At 70.8% G+C, this 17,556-nt stretch carries 15 protein-coding genes; 9 read left to right on the top strand and 6 right to left on the bottom strand.

Features of this window, described 5'->3' with window-relative positions:
* The first annotated feature begins 18 nt into the window (after positions 1-18).
* Positions 19-693 (top strand): polysaccharide lyase family 7 protein, encoded by a 675-nt coding sequence (locus OG841_RS40390; RefSeq protein ID WP_328636860.1) that lies wholly within the window; start codon positions 19-21, stop codon positions 691-693.
* Between the two features lie 23 nt (positions 694-716).
* On the opposite strand, the gene OG841_RS40385 is transcribed toward OG841_RS40390, so the two are convergent.
* Positions 717-1,145, bottom strand: a complete 429-nt coding sequence (locus tag OG841_RS40385; RefSeq protein ID WP_328636861.1) for a YjbQ family protein — start codon at positions 1,143-1,145, stop codon at positions 717-719.
* Positions 1,146-1,249: 104 nt separating this feature from the next.
* Between OG841_RS40385 and OG841_RS40380 the strand changes: the two genes are divergently transcribed.
* The 5 genes from OG841_RS40380 to OG841_RS40360 all read left to right on the top strand — a co-directional run bounded on the left by OG841_RS40380 (position 1,250) and on the right by OG841_RS40360 (position 5,371).
* A complete protein-coding gene (locus tag OG841_RS40380) occupies positions 1,250-1,351 on the top strand; it encodes a putative leader peptide (protein ID WP_365119706.1) in 102 nt (33 codons plus the stop codon).
* A 124-nt stretch (positions 1,352-1,475) separates the two neighbouring features.
* A complete protein-coding gene (locus tag OG841_RS40375) occupies positions 1,476-2,381 on the top strand; it encodes an ABC transporter permease (RefSeq protein ID WP_328636862.1) in 906 nt (301 codons plus the stop codon).
* Entirely contained in the window at positions 2,354-3,181 is an 828-nt protein-coding gene (locus tag OG841_RS40370) for an ABC transporter ATP-binding protein (RefSeq protein ID WP_328636863.1), read from the top strand. The genes OG841_RS40375 and OG841_RS40370 overlap by 28 nt, the downstream gene beginning before the upstream one ends.
* Positions 3,182-3,223: 42 nt before the next feature.
* On the top strand, positions 3,224-4,249 hold the full coding sequence (locus tag OG841_RS40365) for an ABC transporter substrate-binding protein (protein ID WP_371569277.1): 1,026 nt from the start codon (positions 3,224-3,226) through the stop codon (positions 4,247-4,249).
* A 45-nt stretch (positions 4,250-4,294) separates the two neighbouring features.
* On the top strand, positions 4,295-5,371 hold the full coding sequence (locus OG841_RS40360) for an NAD(P)-binding domain-containing protein (RefSeq protein WP_371569274.1): 1,077 nt from the start codon (positions 4,295-4,297) through the stop codon (positions 5,369-5,371).
* Positions 5,372-5,384: 13 nt separating this feature from the next.
* Here the strand turns inward: OG841_RS40360 and mltG are convergent, their stop codons facing one another.
* A complete protein-coding gene (gene mltG, locus OG841_RS40355; protein WP_328636866.1) occupies positions 5,385-6,233 on the bottom strand; it encodes an endolytic transglycosylase MltG in 849 nt (282 codons plus the stop codon).
* A 62-nt stretch (positions 6,234-6,295) separates the two neighbouring features.
* Positions 6,296-8,134, bottom strand: coding sequence for an ABC transporter ATP-binding protein (locus OG841_RS40350; RefSeq protein WP_371569271.1), 1,839 nt, complete (start codon positions 8,132-8,134; stop codon positions 6,296-6,298).
* A gap of 94 nt (positions 8,135-8,228) precedes the next feature.
* On the opposite strand from OG841_RS40350, the gene OG841_RS40345 reads away from it, so the two are divergent.
* Positions 8,229-8,666, top strand: a complete 438-nt coding sequence (locus OG841_RS40345; RefSeq protein ID WP_328636868.1) for a MarR family winged helix-turn-helix transcriptional regulator — start codon at positions 8,229-8,231, stop codon at positions 8,664-8,666.
* A 61-nt stretch (positions 8,667-8,727) separates the two neighbouring features.
* On the opposite strand, the gene OG841_RS40340 is transcribed toward OG841_RS40345, so the two are convergent.
* The 3 genes from OG841_RS40340 to OG841_RS40330 all read right to left on the bottom strand — a co-directional run bounded on the left by OG841_RS40340 (position 8,728) and on the right by OG841_RS40330 (position 12,672).
* A complete protein-coding gene (locus OG841_RS40340) occupies positions 8,728-10,098 on the bottom strand; it encodes a cation:dicarboxylate symporter family transporter (protein ID WP_328636869.1) in 1,371 nt (456 codons plus the stop codon).
* A gap of 169 nt (positions 10,099-10,267) precedes the next feature.
* Positions 10,268-11,890: a peptide-N4-asparagine amidase gene (locus OG841_RS40335; RefSeq protein ID WP_328636870.1), complete on the bottom strand. Its 1,623-nt coding sequence runs from the start codon at positions 11,888-11,890 to the stop codon at positions 10,268-10,270.
* A 56-nt stretch (positions 11,891-11,946) separates the two neighbouring features.
* Positions 11,947-12,672: a hypothetical protein gene (locus OG841_RS40330; protein WP_328636871.1), complete on the bottom strand. Its 726-nt coding sequence runs from the start codon at positions 12,670-12,672 to the stop codon at positions 11,947-11,949.
* Between the two features lie 179 nt (positions 12,673-12,851).
* Between OG841_RS40330 and OG841_RS40325 the strand changes: the two genes are divergently transcribed.
* Together OG841_RS40325 and OG841_RS40320 are read left to right on the top strand one after the other, a co-directional pair.
* Complete coding sequence (locus tag OG841_RS40325) at positions 12,852-14,648, top strand: ABC transporter ATP-binding protein (RefSeq protein ID WP_328636872.1); 1,797 nt, start codon at positions 12,852-12,854, stop codon at positions 14,646-14,648.
* Positions 14,645-16,426, top strand: coding sequence for an ABC transporter ATP-binding protein (locus tag OG841_RS40320; protein ID WP_328636873.1), 1,782 nt, complete (start codon positions 14,645-14,647; stop codon positions 16,424-16,426). Before OG841_RS40325 ends, OG841_RS40320 begins: the two co-directional genes overlap by 4 nt.
* Positions 16,427-17,556: the final 1,130 nt, after the last annotated feature.

Genomic DNA, 17,556 nt, shown 5'->3' with positions numbered 1-17,556 from the left:
CAACGGAAAGGACACCCGATGAACAGGAGATCCGTCTTACGGACAGCGGCCGGACTGCTGGCCGGCGGCCCCGCACTCGCCCTCCCCCGGCCCGCGGGCGCGGCGGTGGCCGCCGGCCCGACCGACGGCTGGAGTCAGACGTCGTTCACCTACAGCTGGCAGAAGCCCTGGAATCTCGATCTGAGCGAGCGGCACAGCTCCAGCGGCGGAGTCCAGCGGATGTGGGTGTACGCCACCGACGAGCCCTTCGAGGAGGGCAGTTCCACCGATCCGCGCACCGAGATGCGCTGGAAGGTCGACTACACCACGGGCGATCACATGTGGGACGCCGACGTCTATCTCCCTTCCGGCTCGGACGGCGCCTCCTTCGTCCAGATCCTGCGGAGCGTCCACCCCTCCGGGACTCCGGCCACCGACATCATGCTCAACGTCTACGACACCGGCGGGGGCACCGTGCGCCGTTACGACGGCACGGCCCTCAAGACCGGGGCCTACGGCACCTGGTTCAACGTGAAGATCGCCCACCGGGCGAGCACGGGGACGGGCACGGTCAAGGTCTACTTCGACGACTCCCTCGTCCTGACGGTCGCCGACCGGGGCCCGGCCACCCGCTACTTCAAGAACGGCGTCTACAACCACGGCTCGGGGCGCGCGGAGGCCCGTTTCCGCAACATCCGGTACTGGACGCGCTGATCACGACGAGCCGACTGAGCTGATCAGGAACCGGCAAGGAAAGTGAAACGCACCTTCCGTTGAGGATTGTCCCTGTTGGTGTCCACCAGGCACACCGACTGCCAAGTCCCCAGCTCCAGCTGCCCGTTCACCACCGGCAGCGTCGCATGGGGCGGGACGATCGCCGGGAGGACGTGGTCGCGGCCGTGGCCGGGGCTGCCGTGGCGGTGCTGCCAGCGGTCGTCGGCGGGGAGGAGGGTATGCAGGGCCGCGAGGAGGTCGTCGTCGCTGCCGGCACCGGTCTCGATGAGCGCGACGCCGGCTGTCGCGTGGGGGATGAAGACGTTGAGGAGGCCGTCGCGGCCTGCGGCGACCTCCCTCAGGAAGGCCTCACAGTCGCCGGTGAGGTCGACGATCCGCTCCGCCGAACCGGAGGCGACGTTCAGGACTCGGGTGGTGAAAGCGTCTGCCATGCCCCCATCCTCACCCCTGAGGCCGGATTCACTCGTCATTCCTGGACCATCCTGCGATACGGCGGGTCCAGTCCGCGAGACGCCATTGACCGTGGACACGCCGAATGGCTAGCTTCGGCCCCATGTTGCGTTCAGCCCTGCTCACCACGCGCGGTCACATCGACCTGCTGCGGGTGGCCTCCGCCGCGTGTCGTCGCGGCTGCTGACGCCCTCCTCCCCACTTTTCCCGCACCCTCGCTCCGTCAACCGGCGCGCACGCTGATCCGTGCCGCGCTCGGGCGGCGTCGAGGCGTGCCCCTCGCCGGTCGCTCTCCCCCTCCGTGGAGCATCATGAGCATCAGCCACGCCCCGCCAGGTACCCCCGAAACCGACATTCCGGAAACCTCCCACCCGGACGCCACCGAACCCGCTGCCCCCGGCCCCGCTCCCGACCTCGACCTCGAACCGATCGTCCCCGCCTCCTCCCACCGCACTCGGGTCCCCCGCTGGCTGCGCCGCACCACCGGTCCGCTCCTGCTGCTGGCACTGTGGCAACTCCTCAGCAGCACCGGCGTGTTGACCGACGACGTCCTCGCCTCCCCCGGCCGTATCGCCCAGGTCGCGGGTGATCTGATCTCCGACGGATCGCTGACCTCGGCGATGACGACCTCGTTGCAGCGGGTCGCGGGCGGGCTGCTCCTCGGCGCCCTCATCGGCACCGGACTCGCCCTCGTCTCAGGTCTGTTCCGGATCGGCGAGGACATCGTCGATGCGCCGGTGCAGATGCTGCGGACCGTGCCGTTCGTCGGTCTGATCCCGCTGTTCATCATCTGGTTCGGCATCGGCGAGGCCCCGAAGATCGCCATCATCACGCTCGGCGTGACCTTTCCGCTCTACCTCAACGTCTACGCGGGCATCCGCGGCGTGGACGCTCAGCTGATCGAGGCCGGGGAGTCCCTCGGCCTCTCGCGGTGGGGGCTCGTACGGCATGTCATCCTGCCCGGCGCGCTGCCCGGCGCCATGACCGGTCTGCGCTACTCGCTCGGCATCTCCTGGCTCGCGCTCGTCTTCGCCGAACAGGTCAACGCGGACTCCGGCATCGGCTTCCTGATGGTGCAGGCGCGGGACTTCCTGCGCACCGACGTCATCGTGGTCTGCCTGATCGTCTACGCCTTCCTCGGCCTGCTGGCCGACTTCGTCGTCCGCTCCCTCGAAAGGCTGCTGCTGCAATGGCGACCGACGTTCACCGGCCGGTGAACCACCAGGTGACCGAGATATCCGCGGCCGAGGAAGCCACGGCCGCCACGGAACCCAGGCCCGAGGCGTCCAAGCCCCGGGCACCCCGCCCCGCGCAGGCCGTGCGCGTCGAAGGGCTGACCCGTTCCTTCGACGGCCGTGCCGTCATCGACGACCTCCGACTCGACGTCCGCGCAGGCGAATTCGTGGCCCTGCTGGGCCGCAGCGGCTGCGGCAAGTCCACCCTGCTGCGCATCCTCGCCGGACTCGACCGGGACATCGAGGGCACCGTCCTGGTGCCGCGCCGCAAGGCGGTCGCCTTCCAGGCACCCCGGCTGATGCCGTGGAAGAAGGTGTGGCGCAACGTCCTGCTCGGCCTGCCCGGCAAGCCCGCACGCGCCGTCGCCGACCAGGCCCTGGGGGAGGTCGGCCTGAGCCACCGCACGGACGCCTGGCCCAAGACGCTCTCCGGCGGCGAGGCTCAACGCGCCTCCTTGGCAAGGGCGTTGGTACGCGAGCCCGATCTCCTGCTGCTGGACGAGCCGTTCGGCGCGCTCGACGCCCTCACCCGGATCAAGGCCCAGCGTCTGGTCGGGGAGTTGTGGCAGCGGCGCGGCTGCGCGGTGCTGCTCGTGACGCACGACGTCGAGGAGGCCGTCCTGCTCGCCGATCGTGTCCTCGTGATGGACGAGGGCGTCATCGCGCACGAGCAGGCAATCGACCTCGACCGGCCCCGCGACATCACCGATCCCCGGTTCGCGGAGATCCGCGGGCAGCTCCTGGAGCGCCTGGGCGTCGACACCGCAGCCGAAGCCGCCTGAACTCCCCCACCCACAAGCCAAGTTCCACAGAACGGATCCCCCATGCGACGTCGCCTCGCCCCCGCCGCACTGCTCCTTCCCTTCGCCCTTCTGCTCACCGCCTGCGGCGGAAACGCGTCCGCCGGCACGGGCTCCGACACCGACGGCAAGGGCTCCCTCACGCTCAACGTCGCTGACCAGAAGGGTGGTTCGGAGGCGATCCTGCGCGCCGCCGGGGAGCTCGACCACCTCGACTACAAGATCAAGTGGTCGACCTTCACCTCCGGCCCGCCCCTTCTGGAGGCCGTCAACGCCAAGGCCGTCGACATCGGCGGCGTCGGCAACACCCCGCCGGTGTTCGCGGCCGGCGCCGACTCGAAGATCACGGTGGTGGCGGCCTGGCACGGTACGTCCAAGGGGGACGCCATCCTCGTCCCGAACGACTCCAAGCTGACCGGTCCGGCGCAGCTGAAGGGCAAGTCCGTCGCCGTGGCGCAGGGTTCGTCCGCCAACTACCAACTGGTCGCCTCCCTCAGGAAGGCTGGGCTCGATCCGAGTGACGTGAAGGTCAAGTACCTCCAACCGGCCGACGCCCTGGCCGCGTTCACCTCCGGCAAGGTCGACGCGTGGGCGGTGTGGGACCCGTACACCTCGCAGATCCTCCAGGCGAAGCAGGGTCGGGTGCTGACCACCGGGGACGGCATCACCAACGGCCTGACCTTCCAGGTGGCGGCGCCGGGCGCGCTGAAGGACAAGAAGAAGGCCGCCGCCATCAACGACTACCTGGAGCGGCTGCGACGCGCCTACAAGTGGGTCTACTCCCACGAGCCGGAGTGGGCGAAGGTCTGGGCGAAGGAGACGGGGCTGCCCGAGGACGTGGCGCTGGCCGCGGTGAAGCGCACCTACACCACCCGGGTCGCGGTGGCGGTGGACCAGCGGCTCATCGCTTCCGAACAGGAGATCGCGGACACCTTCACCGGTCTGAAGCTCATCCCCCGCAAGGTCGACTTCGGCGACTTCACGGACACGCGGTTCAACGGTGACCTCCCGCCGTCCACCACCACGCCCCGCCCCTCGGAGACGGACTGACACGGTCGCGGGAAGATCCAGGGCCTCCGCGCCGTTGGTAGAAAGGTGAACAACTTCCGCGAGGTCGAGGTAGTCGTCATAGGCGCTGGTCAGGCAGGTCTGTCCAGCGCCTATCACCTGCGCCGCACCGGTTTCGAGCCGGAGCGCGACTTCGTGGTGCTGGACCACTCCCCCGCGCCCGGCGGAGCCTGGCAGTTCCGGTGGCCCTCGCTGACGTACGGCAAGGTCCATGGCATGCACGCGCTGCCGGGGATGGAGCTCACGGACGCCGATCCGGAGCGACCCTCGTCGGAGGTGATCGCCGAGTACTTCACGGCGTACGAGCGCACTTTCGACCTTCGGGTACGGCGCCCCGTCGACGTCCGTGCCGTGCGCGAGGGCGACGACGGACGGCTGCTCGTCGAGACCTCGGACGGGACCTGGTCGACCCGGGCACTGATCAACGCCACCGGCACCTGGGACCGGCCGTTCTGGCCGCGCTATCCCGGCCAGGAGACCTTCCGGGGGAGGCAGTTGCACACCGCGCAGTACCCGGGGCCCGAGGCGTTCGCCGGGCTGCGGGTGGTCGTGGTGGGCGGGGGCGCGTCCGGCACCCAGCACCTCATGGAGCTCGCCCCGTACGCGGCCGCCACCACGTGGGTGACCAGGCGTGAGCCCGTCTTCCGTGAGGGCCCCTTCAGCGAGGACGTCGGCCGGGAGGCCGTGGCGCTCGTCGAGGAGCGGGTTCGGCAGGGGCTGCCGCCGAAGAGCGTGGTGTCGGTGACCGGGCTTCCGCTCAACGACGCGGTCCGGCAGGCGATCACGGACGGGGTCCTGGACCGGCAGCCCATGTTCGACCGGATCACGCCCGAGGGCGTGGAGTGGAACGACGGACGGCGTCTGAAGGCCGATGTGATCCTGTGGGCGACGGGGTTCCGGGCCGCCATCGATCACCTGGCTCCGCTGAGGCTGCGCGAGCCGGGTGGCGGGATCCGGGTCGAGGGCACGCGCGCGGTCGCCGACCCGCGGATCCATCTGGTCGGCTACGGCCCGTCGGCGAGCACCATCGGCGCCAACCGCGCGGGCCGTGCGGCCGTGCGCGACATCAGGCGGCTGCTGGCGACGGAACCCGTCGCCGCCTGACGTACCGTCGAAGTCACCCTGCCTTGGCCGACTTCTGCTGGTTCTTGTTGAACTCGGCCACGTTGCGCCGGTGTTCCTCGAAGCTGTTCGTGAAGCGGGTGTCCCCCGGCTTCACCGTCACGAAGTACAGCCAGTCCCCCGGGGGCGGGCTGATCGCCGCGCGCATCGCGTCCTCGCCAGGGCTGTCGATCGGGGTCGGCGGCAGACCCATGCGCTGGTACGAGTTGTAGGGGCTGTCGATCCGGAGGTCGGCGCTGGTCGTCCTCAGCGTGGAGCGGTTCAGCGCGTAGTTGATGGTGGAGTCCATCTGCAACGGCATCCCCCGCTCCAGGCGGTTGAAGATGACCCTGGCCACCTTCCCCATGTCGGCCTTGGTCGCGGCCTCGGCCTGGATGATGCTCGCGATGGTGACGGCCTGGTAGACGTTCATCGCGTTGCGCTGGGCGCCGGCCGCGACGGGGGCGCCCTTGAACTTCTGGTTCGCGGTGTCGACCATGAACGACAGCAGCGCCTCGGGCGTCGTCTTCCTCCCGTCGCGCTCCAGCGGATACGTCGCCGGGAAGAGGTAACCCTCCGGGTTGCCCTCCGCCTCGTTGGGCAGCTTGAGGGACAGCTTGGCCAGGGACTTCTTGGCGGTGCCCGGGGGCTGGGCGAGGGCCTTGTCCACGGCGTCGTAGATCTGCCCGGCCCGCCAGCCCTCCGGGATCACCAGCGTGGTGGGCTTCTTCTCCCCCTCGCTCTCCAGGCTCAGCAGCGGTACCGCCACGGCGGTGCCTGCCACGACGGCCCCGGTCGCGATGAGGGCGAGTCGGCCCCGGCGCGTCAGTCGAATCGTGCTCCGTGGCGGAGTGTTCATGTGCATGCGGGCACGGTAACCCGCATATCGTCATAAAACAGGCATATCTTCGGCTTGTCGGATGCGGTTCAGCTGGTCGGTTCCAGCTGCGCGTCCCCGTGTGCGGCGTCCAGTCGGGCGTCCCGGCGTACGAGCTCCGCGTACCGCCCGTCCTGTTCCAGCAGTTCCTCGTGCGTACCGCGTTCGGCCACCCGGCCCGAGTCGAGGACCACGATCTGGTCCGCGTCGCGGATGGTGGACAGGCGGTGCGCGATGGTGAGAGTGGTGCGGTTGGCCGAGAGCGCGTCGATGGCCTCCTGCACGGCGTGCTCGGTCCGGGTGTCCAGCGCGCTGGTCGCCTCGTCCAGGATGAGGACGGGCGGGTCTCGCAGAATGGTCCGGGCGATCGCCAGGCGCTGCTTCTCACCGCCGGAGAACCGGTGGCCGCGCTCGCCGACGACCGTGTCGTACCCGTCCGGCAGCGAGGCGATGTGCTCGTGGATCTGGGCCGCCCGCGCCGCCTGCTCGATCTCCTCGTCGGTCGCGTCCGGCTTGGCGAACCGGAGGTTGTCGGCGACCGAGGCGTGGAAGAGGTACGTCTCCTGGGAGACGACCCCGATGCCGCGCGCCAGGGTGTCGAAGTCGAGGTCGCGGACGTCGACCCCGTCGACGGTGACCCGGCCGCCCGTCACGTCGTAGAGCCGCGGGACGAGATAACCGAGCGTGGACTTGCCGGCACCGGTCGGGCCGACGACCGCGAGACTGCTGCCCGCGGGCACGTCGATGTCGATGCCACCGAGAATGGGGCCGCGCTGGTCGTCGTCGGCGTCGTATCGGAACTCCACGCCCTCCAGGCGGACCTCCCCCTTGACGCGGTCGAGGTGGACCGGGTCCTCCCGCTCGGTGATGTCGATCGGCAGGTCGAGGTACTCGAAGATGCGCTGGAAGAGCGCGAGCGAGGTCTGGATCTGGACGCCGGTCGACAGGAGGCTCACGGCCGGACGGAACAGGCCCTGCTGGAGCGAGACGAAGGCGACGATGGTGCCGATGGAGATGTCCGGGCCGCCCGTCTGGAGGGCGAAGCCCGCGGTCCAGTAGATGATGGCGGGCATCGCGGACATGACGATCCCGATGACGGCCATGCGCCAGCGGCCGGCCATGTTCGACCGCACCTCGAGGTCGACCAGGCCCTCGGACTCGTCGGCGAAGGCCCGGGTGAGCGAGTCGGAGCGGCCCATGGTGCGGCCGAGCAGGATGCCGCTGACGGAGAGCGACTCGGTGACGGTCGCGGCCATCGCGGCCATCTGCTTCTGGCGCTGCGTGACGATCTTCTTGCGTTCCTTGCCGACCCGGCGGCTGATCCACACGAACACCGGGAGCAGCAGCAGCGAGACGACGGTCAGGCGCCAGTCGAGGGCGATCATCGCGACGATCGTGGCGATGACGCTGGTCAGGTTGGAGACCAGGGACGTGGCGGTCGAGGTGACGGTGGCCTGCATGCCGCCGATGTCGTTGGCGATGCGCGACTGCACCTCGCCGGTGCGGGTGCGGGTGAAGAACGCGAGCGACATGCGCTGCAGGCGGCCGTAGACCGCGGTGCGCAGGTCGTGCATGACGCGCTGGCCGACCGTCGTGGAGATCAGGGTCTGCAGGACGCCGAAGATGCCGGTGAGGACGGCACTGAGGATCATGCCCAGCGCGAGCAGGCTGAGCAGTCCGGTGCGGCCCTCGGGGATCGCCACATCCAGCGTTTCCTTCAGCAGGAACGGGGTGGCCACGGTGACGAGGGACGAGGCGCCGACCAGCAGGCCGACCACGGCGAGCTTGGCGCGGTAGGGCTTGAAGAGCCGGAGGATACGGCGCACCTGACGGGGTTGGTCGGTCGAGGTGCCCGGGGTGGGGGTCCAGTCGATGTGATCGCGGGGCATGGTCTCCTACGGAGGGTGAGAGGGTGAGGACCAGCGGAGCCTAGCTCATTGTTACCTATGCTCACAATGAACGAGGTCCTGATATTGTTCCCGCATGGACACGCCCGATTCCGACAGCCTGCTCGCCGAGCAGTTGCTCAGGCTCACGCGCCGGGTGCACCGCATCCAGAAGCGCCAGCTTCATGAGCGCGGTCTCGGTGTGACTCCGGCCCAGTCCCGGCTGCTGCGCACCCTCGCGCACTGGGAGACGCCACCCCGTATGGCCGATCTCGCGGAGCGGCTGGAGGTGGTGCCGCGCGCGGTGACCACGCTCGTCGACGGGCTGGAAGCGAGCGGCAAGGTGCGCCGAGTGCCCGATCCGGCCAATCGCCGGGTGATCCGCATCGAGCTGACCGACGACGGGGTGAAGGTTCTTCAGGAACTGCACTCCGTACGCAGGGCGGCCGCGGAGGAGATCCTCGCTCCCCTGACGGACGCGCAGCGCCGGGCGCTCGGCGGGCTCCTGGACACGCTGGTGGACACACACTGCTGAACAGGCCGGCCACCGCTCCGTAACCCTGGAGCGGTGGCCGCGGCCTGTTCGGGAACGCCGGTCAGCCGGCCTCGGAGACCGCAGGCTCCTTGGCGGTCTCGGCCGGTACCTCGGCGGGCTGCTCCTCCACCACGGGCTCGACGGTCTCGCCGCCCAGCACCTTCTTCGCCCGGTCGATGTCCAGCGCCCCCTCCCAGCGGGAGACCGCGAAGACGGCGACGCAGTTACCGAGCAGGTTCGTCACGACGCGCATCGAGTCCATGATGCGGTCCACGCCGAGGAGCAGGGCGACGGCCCCGGCGGGGATGGCGCCCAGCGAGGACGCCGTGGCGGACAGGGCGAGGAAGGCCGAGCCGGGGATGCCCGCCATGCCCTTGCTGGTCAGCATGAGCACCAGGACCACGGTGATCTGCTGGCTCAGGCTGAGGTCGACGCCCACCGCCTGGGCGATGAACAGCGTGCCGATGGAGAGGTAGAGCGAGGCACCGTCGAGGTTGAAGGAGTAGCCGGTGGGCAGTACCAGGCCCACCGCGTCGTCGCGGGCACCGGCCTTGCGCAGCTTCTGCATCACGCGCGGCATGACGGACTCGGTGGACGCGGTGCCGAGCGCGAGGAGCATCTCCTCGCGGATGTAGCGCAGGAACTTCCAGAGGCTGAGCCCGGTGACCGCCTTGAGCGCGACGGCGAGCAGCCCGATGAACAGGGCGGCGGCCACGTAGCACAGGACGATCAGCTTGGCGTAGGTCTCGATGACGCCGAGGCCGTACTGGCCGATCAGGACGGCCATCGCGCCGAACACCGCGATCGGCGCGAGGCGCATCACGAAGCCCACGACCGCGAAGATGATCTCCTGGGCCTGCTCGATGGCGGGCAGCACCTGCGGGACCTTGGTGTGGCCGAGGTGCAGCAGCGCGGCACCGACCAGACAGGCCAGGATGAGCACCTGCAGCAGGGAGTTCTCCGCGAAGGCGCCGATGAAACTGGTGGGCAGCGCGTTGACGATGAACTCGGTCGTCGAGGGAAGGTGGCCGCCGCCCGTCTTGGCGTCGACGGCGGCGGTGTTGAGCGTGGCCGGGTCGACGTGCATCCCCGAGCCGGGCTGGATCACATTGGCGGCGACCAGACCGATGATCAGCGCCAGCGTGCTCGCGACCTCGAACCAGATCAGCGCCTTGAGCCCGATCCGGCCGAACGCCTTCAGGTCACCGGCCTTGGCGATGCCGACGACGACCACGCAGAACACCAGCGGCGAGATGATCGTCTTGATGAGCCGGGTGAAACCGTCGCCGAGCGGCTGAAGGTCCGAGGCGAAACCGGGCCACAGCTTTCCGACGAGGATGCCGAGCACGAGCGCGCAGGCGACCTGCGCGAAGAGAGAGGTACGCAGTATGTGTGCGACGCGTCGCGGCAGGGACGGGACGGACGGCGGCACGGGCACTCCTTGAGCGACGGGGGACGCGCAGAAGCCTGGGGGAGACTTCTGCGATACGGAAAGCGGCTTCCGTGGCGATCACTCTGGAGGGGCCGTTGATCGCGCGCAAGACCGTCGCGTTTCAGCCGCGTAAATCACGCCGCCTGTGACACATCGCACACAACTTGCCTCAGCAGCCGCTGCGTTCTCCGGTCAGCACCCCCTGGGCGGTGGTGAGAGAACGGTCGTAGCAGCCGGCCGAACCGCGGATCCGGTACTGCTCGCTCGTCGTGCCGACCGCATGCCGCTGGTCGCGCGGGACATTGATCGTGTACGTGGCGTCGCCCGCGTAGGTGTCGTCGAGCCGGGACCACTCCGTGCGCCGGCCCGCTCGGGTCACCGTTACGTCGGCACGGTCACCTAGGGTCAGCACGGTGCGCAGCCGGTCGCCCGCACCGATGATGGTCGTGCCGTCCATCGTGTACGTGCGGTGGGCGCGGGTGATGCGGGCCGGTCCGCGACCGTCGACGGTGACCGACTCGTCGTCCCTCCAGGTCGCCTTGAGCGCGTCGGGGTTCTCGCCGTCGCCCCAGCGGTGGGTGGACGTGTTCGCCAGCGAGCGGCGGACGGTGGTCGTGACGCGGCCGTGCGAGGTGTCGACATATCCGGCGACGGTGAGCCGGTGGTCACCCTCGGTGTCCACGCGGTGTTCCGAACCCGGTGTGTACGTCGAGGAGTTGGCGAGGTCGCCGTTCCGGTGCGTGGTGAGCTTCCCGGTGACGTGCGCGCTCTTGGCGTCCTGCCAGACGAGGATGTTCACGGGAGCGCTCCAGCCCGGCTGCCCCTCGGGGACGCCGACGACGGCGACCTCCACGCGGTGCGGGCGCCCGTCGTTGAGGATCCCGGCGAAGGGGGTCAGGTCGTATTCGATCGGCTTGATGTCGAAGGCGCGGGGACCCGGGACGACGTACCAGAGAAAGGGATTGGACCAGCCACCCGTCCACACCGTGGGGAACGGAGCGGCGATCCCCGCGAGTCGGCCGTCGACCTTGATCTGCACCTCACGGTAGGGGCCGTCGTCGGCCTGGCAGGAGTACGGCGCTGCGGACGGCACGGTCAGGTACCAGTACTCCTCGCAGCCGCCGCCCGAACCGGTGGCGTACACCTCGGCGAGGATGCGCTCGCTGTTGCGCGGCGTGGTGAGGGTGTTGTTGTCGTCGAGGGGCAGCACCCGGTCCGGCGCCGGGGCCTGTCGCCCCTCGTAGAACGTGAGCGTGACCTTCACGTCGATGACCCCGGTGTACGTGTCGTCGACGACGTTTCCGATGAGCATCTCGACGTCGTGACCGGTGCGAAGGGTGTCGCTGTAGCGCGTGACGTCCTTCTCGACGGACCACTGGATACCGTCGGGCGAGGGCTGCGGTGTGGACGTGCGGAAGACCTCGACCCCGCCGATGTGCAGATACCCGAGCCGGTCGAACTGCCGTCCCCTGACCTTGCCGTCCATGCGCAGCACGACCTTGCTCCAGCGCTCGCCGCAGCCCTCGGGCGGTGCGTAGGTGCCGGTGTACGGGGTGAAATCGCGGAACCGCGCTTCGGCGACCGTGAGGTGGCAGGACTTGCCAGAGGGTTTGGCGACGGGTGGTGCCGCGGTGACGGGGTCGTGCCAGTCGGTGCCGAACTCGGCGGGGAGATCGGCGGATTGGGCCACCGCGGAGGGAGCCACCGCGGACTGGGCGGGGGTCGCCCCGAGCAGCGTGCTCGCCAGGAGGGTCACCCCTGCAAGCATGGACATGACGATCCGTCTCTTCATGGCCGTGTTCTACGGCGAGTCGGTCATCCGCCGCAATGCCGCCTCCCCCGGCGGCCTCAGGACCTCAGGTCCGCCCTGTCCCCCATCACCACCACAGGATGCCGGTCCGGATCGAGCGTGCGCAGCAGATACCGCATCGCCGCCCTGGACACGCTCACACAGGCCGACGTACCAGTGCCGTGGTCCATGTGCAGCCAGATGCCGCCGCCCTTGGCATACCCACGGGGCCGGGCCTGGTTGTTGGGCGGGGTGCCCTCGATCCGGTTGTAGTCGATGGCGATGACGTAGTCGAAGTCATGCCAGTAGGACCGGGGCCACCAGCGTGGGGCCGCGATGCCGGCGGATCGCGTGTACGCCAGCCGGGCCCCGGGGTCCGGGAGCACACCGCCCGCGTCACTGAGCGTGAACACGCCGACAGGACTGCGTTTGTCGCCCTCGTGGTGGTCGGTGGTCCAGCCCTTCTTGCCGTTGTGCGCGGGCCAGTTGCCGACGCGGTGCCAGGCGGAACCGTGCTTGGTGTAGAGCACGACGGTGGCGTCCGCGGAGTCCTTGGCGTCGCCGTAGACCACGACGACCTGGCGGGAAGCGGCGGGGATGCCGCGCTGGAGGCGGTCGCCCACCCCGGGGATGCCGGTCGGTTCGTCCGCGGGCTTGTCGGCGGACTCGGTGTGGGGGTCGCCGGTGCCTGCCGGGCCCGGGCCGCCGCATCCTCCCAGGGAGATCAGCAGCGCTCCCAGGAGCGTCGTCGTCACCGCGGCACATCGTGTGCCTCCGCCTCGCATCGCTCCATGGTCGCACCGCGGGCGGGAGAAGACGGATTCCGCGAGCGCAGCCGGTTCTGTACGGCGCGGCGGAAAACCTGTTGCCTCCGACCACGCTCTGCCGCGACCCTTTCACGGTTTGCAGCCGCCGTCTGCGGCTTCCTCCCACCCCCTGACACGAGCCACTGGACATCACCGTCATGCAGATCCAAGACCTTCCGTATCCCGACCCGGGTGTGCCCGACGCACGCTCGGGCTCCCGGTTCCTGTGGTGGCTCTTCAGGAACCAACTGGGCGGACAGCTCAAGTCACTTGCCTGGGGACTGCTGCACTTCCTCTCCATCTCCGTGCTGCCCTTCTGCGTCGGCGTGGCCGTCCAGGCGGTCGTCGACCACTCGGGCCGCCGACTCGCCCTCGCGGGCGGCCTGCTGGTGCTGTGCTGCATCGGCAGCGCACTCGGCGACACCTTCCTGCACCGCACCGCCGTCACCAACTGGATCACCGCCGCCGCGCGCGTCCAGCAGCTGCTGGCCCACAAGGCCGCCAACCTGGGCTCGGCGCTGACCCGGCGGGTCGCGGCAGGCGAGGTCGTGGCCGTCTCCACCGGCGACGTCGAGAAGATCGGCTGGTTCGTGGAGGCCTGGTCGCGGTTCACCGCGGCGGCGGTCACCGTCGTCGTGGTCTGCGCCGGAATGGTCGTCTACCAGCCGCAACTCGGCGGGCTGGTCGCCGTGGGCCTGCCGGTCCTGGCCCTCGCGGCGCTGCCGCTGCTGCCCCGGGCGACCCGGCGAGCCGACGTCCAGCGCGAGAAGGCCGGCCGCGCCACCGAGCTGGCCTCCGACACCGTCGCCGGTCTGCGGGTGCTGCGCGGCATCGGCGGCGAGGAACTCTTCCTCGACCGCTACCGCAGGGCCTCCCAGGAGGTCCGCCACGCGGCCGTGCGCAGCGCCCGGATGTGGTCCCTGATCGCCGCGATCCAGGTACTGCTGCCGGGACTGCTGCTCATCGCGGTCGTCTGGTACGGCGTCCACCTGGCCCGTCAGGGCCGCGTCGAGATCGGCGACCTGGTCGCCGTCTACAGCTCGGTCATGATCCTTTCCTATCCGCTGCGGCACTTCGAGGAGATCGCCATGGCGTACTCCTTCTCCCGGCCCTCGGCCACGCGGGCCGCCCGGGTGCTGTCACTGCAGCGGGCCATGTCCGCCGAAGGCTCGCGGGACAGGGCCGGGAACGGCCTGCCGGCCGGGGATCTGTACGACCCGGCCACCGGTCTGCTCGCTCCCTCCGGCCGGCTCACCGCGGTGGTGTGCGGCGACCCGGACGCGGCGGGGCTGCTGGCCGAGCGCCTCGGCGGGCACCCCTCGGAAGAGGGCACGTCGGTGCTACTGGGCGGGGTGCCCCTGGACGAGCTGCCGCTCGGTTCGGCGCGCACGGCGGTCCTGGTCCAGGACAAGGACCCGGTCCTGCTGTCCGGGACCCTGCGCGAGCTGCTCGACGTGCCCGCCTCGGGTGCCGTCGGCGCCGAGGAGGCGCTCGCGGCAGCGCAGTGCGCGGACGTGCTGGCCGCCCTGGTCCAGGGGTCCTTGAGCACCGAGGACCCGATGGACGCGCGCATCACCGAGCGTGGGCGGTCCCTGTCGGGCGGCCAGCGCCAGCGGCTCGCCCTGGCCCGGTCCCTGTACACCGACCCGGAGGTGCTCGTCCTGGACGAACCGACCTCCGCCGTCGACTCGCACACCGAGGCACGGATCGCACAGGGGGTGCGGGACCTGCGGGCCGGGCGCACGACCGTGGTGTTCACCTCCTCGCCGCTGCTCCTGGACCACGCCGACCGCGTGGTGCTCGTGCACGAGGGCGAGGTCGCGGCGGTCGGCGTGCACCGCGACCTGGTGCGCAACGAACCGCGGTACCGGGCGGTCGTCACCCGCGAGACGGACGAAGAGGCCGCCCTCGACGACGTACTGAACGAACTGGAAGAGATCGAGGAGACAGCATGATCGGCGTGGCGCCACCGGCCTACGACCCGGCGGCACCGACGACGGCGAACACCCTGCCCGTCGGAGCCACCGCGACCGTACGCGCCTATGTGGGCGAACTGTTCCAGCGGCACCGCCGCGCCTTCGCGGTCCTCGTCGGCGTCAACACGGTCTCGGTCGTCGCCTCCATGGTCGGCCCCTGGCTGCTCGGTGACCTCGTCGAGCGGGTGTCGGACGGGGCGAAGGAACTCCATCTGGAGCTGACGGCCGGGCTGTTCGTGATCGCGCTGATCGTCCAGGCCGTGTTCGTACGGGAGGTGCGGCTGCGTGGTTCGATGCTCGGCGAGCGCATGCTGGCCGACCTGCGCGAGGACTTCCTCGTACGGTCGGTCGGTCTGCCGCCGGGCGTCCTGGAGCGGGCCGGGACCGGTGACCTGCTGTCCCGGATCACGACGGACATCGACCGGCTCGGCAACGCGATGCGCGAGGCCGTGCCACAGCTGGCGATCGGCGTGGTGTGGGCGGCCCTGCTGCTCGGCGGGCTCGTCATCACCGCGCCGCCGCTGGCCGCCGCCGTGCTGCTCGCCCTGCCGGTGCTGGTGATCGGCTGCCGCTGGTACTTCAAGCGGGCGCCGTCCGCCTACCGCTCGGAGGCCGCCGGGTACGCCGCCGTGGCCGCCGCGCTCGCGGAGACCGTGGACGCCGGACGCACCGTCGAGGCGCAGCGGCTGAGCGCCCGCCGCATCGAGCTGTCGGAACGGCGGATCAAGGAGTGGACCGCCTGGGAGCGCTACACCCTGTGGCTGCGGTCGGTCCTCTTCCCGTGCATCAACGTCAGCCACGTGATGATCCTTTCGTCGGTGCTGATGGTCGGCGGGGTGTTCGTGCTCCAGGGCTGGATCGGAGTCGGCCAGCTGACGACGGGCGCGCTGATCGCGCAAATGCTCGTCGACCCGGTCGGGCTCATCCTGCGCTGGTACGACGAGCTCCAGGTGGCCCAGGTGTCGCTGGCCCGGCTGGTCGGGGTCCGGGACATCGAGCCTTCCAGTGGGGACGCCGGGCTCGCTCCCGACGGGCGGGACGTGCACGCGGACCGGGTGCGCTTCGGCTACGTGGAGGGCGTGGACGTCCTGCGCAAGGTGTCCCTGGAGGTCGCCCCCGGCACGAGGCTGGCGCTGGTCGGTCCCTCGGGTGCCGGCAAGTCCACGCTGGGCCGTCTCCTGGCCGGGATCTACGCGCCGCGGGACGGCCGGATCACCCTCGGCGGCGCCGAGCTGTCCCGGATGCCCGCCGAACGCGTCCGCGAGCACGTGGCCCTCGTCAACCAGGAGCACCACGTCTTCGTGGGCTCCCTGCGCGACAACCTCCTGCTCGCCCGGACGGACGCCACGGACGCCGAGCTCTGGGCCGCCCTCGGCGCGGTCGACGCGGACGGATGGGCGGGTGCGCTCGACGACGGTCTGGACACCGAGGTCGGCTCGGGCGGCCTGACCGTCACACCGGCCCAGGCCCAGCAGGTCGCGCTGGCCCGGCTGGTGCTGGCCGACCCGCACACCCTGGTCCTGGACGAGGCGACGTCGTTGCTGGACCCTCGGGCTGCCCGCCACCTGGAACGTTCCCTCGCCCGCGTCCTCGACGGCCGCACCGTGGTCGCCATCGCCCACCGCCTGCACACCGCCCACGACGCGGACGTCATCGCCGTCGTCGAGAACGGCCGCATCAGCGAGCTGGGCAGCCATGACGAACTCGTGGCGGCGGACGGGGCGTACGCGGCGTTGTGGAGGTCGTGGCACGGGTGAGGGATGGGGGAATCGAGGGTTGGGGGGGGGTGGGGGCTGTGCGGATGAGCACGGGGACGGGGGCGCGGGCGCCTGGGAGTGTGAGTGCCGGGGGTGCCGGAGGTGCGGGGGTGCCCGGCGTGCCGGAAGTGCGGGGGTGCCCGGCGTGCCGGAAGTGCGGGGGTGCCCGGCGTGCCGGAAGTGCGGGGGTGCCCGGCGTGCCGGAAGTGCGGGGGTGCCCGGCGTGCCGGAAGTGCGGGGGTGCCCGGCGTGCCGGAAGTGCGGGGGTGCCCGGCGTGCCGGAAGTGCGGGGGTGCCCGGCGTGCCGGAGGTGCCGAGCGTCCTTGGAGCTGGCGGGGGTGCCGATTGAGCGGGATGTCGGCTGGGCTGCTGAGCCTCGGGGTCCGTGAGCCCTGAGGCCCATGACCCCGGCGGCTCGGCGGCTCGGCGGCTCGGCGGCTCGGCGGCTCGGCGGCTCGGCGGCTCGGCGGCTCGGCGGCTCGGCGGCTCGGCGGCTCGGCGGCTCGGCGGCTCGGCGGCTCGGCGGCTCGGCGGCTCGGCGGCTCGGCGGCTCGGCGGCTCGGCGGCTCGGCGGCTCGGCGGCTCGGCGGCTCGGCGGCTCGGCGGCTCGGCGGCTCGGCGGCTCGGCGGCTCGGCGGCTGTGCAGTCTCGCGGGCCGCTGCTGTGTCGGCAAGGTAGGCGGGCCTGGCCAGTCGCCCTGCGGCCGCACCCGGAATCCCGGCCCTTCCATCGGCCGACCCAGCCCATCCCTCCGCAGCCCACACCCCCTGCCCCTGCAACGAGTGCGCGCGGTCCGGCCCGCACCACGACCCACTCCACCGGCCAGCCCAGCACGCACCCCCGCCACCTCCGACGACGAGTCCGATCCATACCCGGACCTCCTCCAACAACCGGCGCAACCCAGACCCCGCCCCCCACCAACCGGCCGCTCCACACACCCCGGCCCCTCCAACGACCGATTCCGACCCTCACCCCCGCCCCCTCCGACAACCGGCGCAACCCAGACCCCGCCCCCCACCAACCGCCACTCGAGCCAGCGCAGCGCCCCCTTGGCGTTGCGCCGTCCCGAAGGGGGGTGGAAGGCTGGACAGCAGCACCGGCTCTGGGAGCGTCCGCGGACGGCATGGTTC

The organism is Streptomyces canus (assembly GCF_041435015.1).
Lineage (GTDB): Bacteria > Actinomycetota > Actinomycetes > Streptomycetales > Streptomycetaceae > Streptomyces > Streptomyces canus_G.
This window is presented reverse-complemented; position numbering and strand designations above follow the sequence as displayed.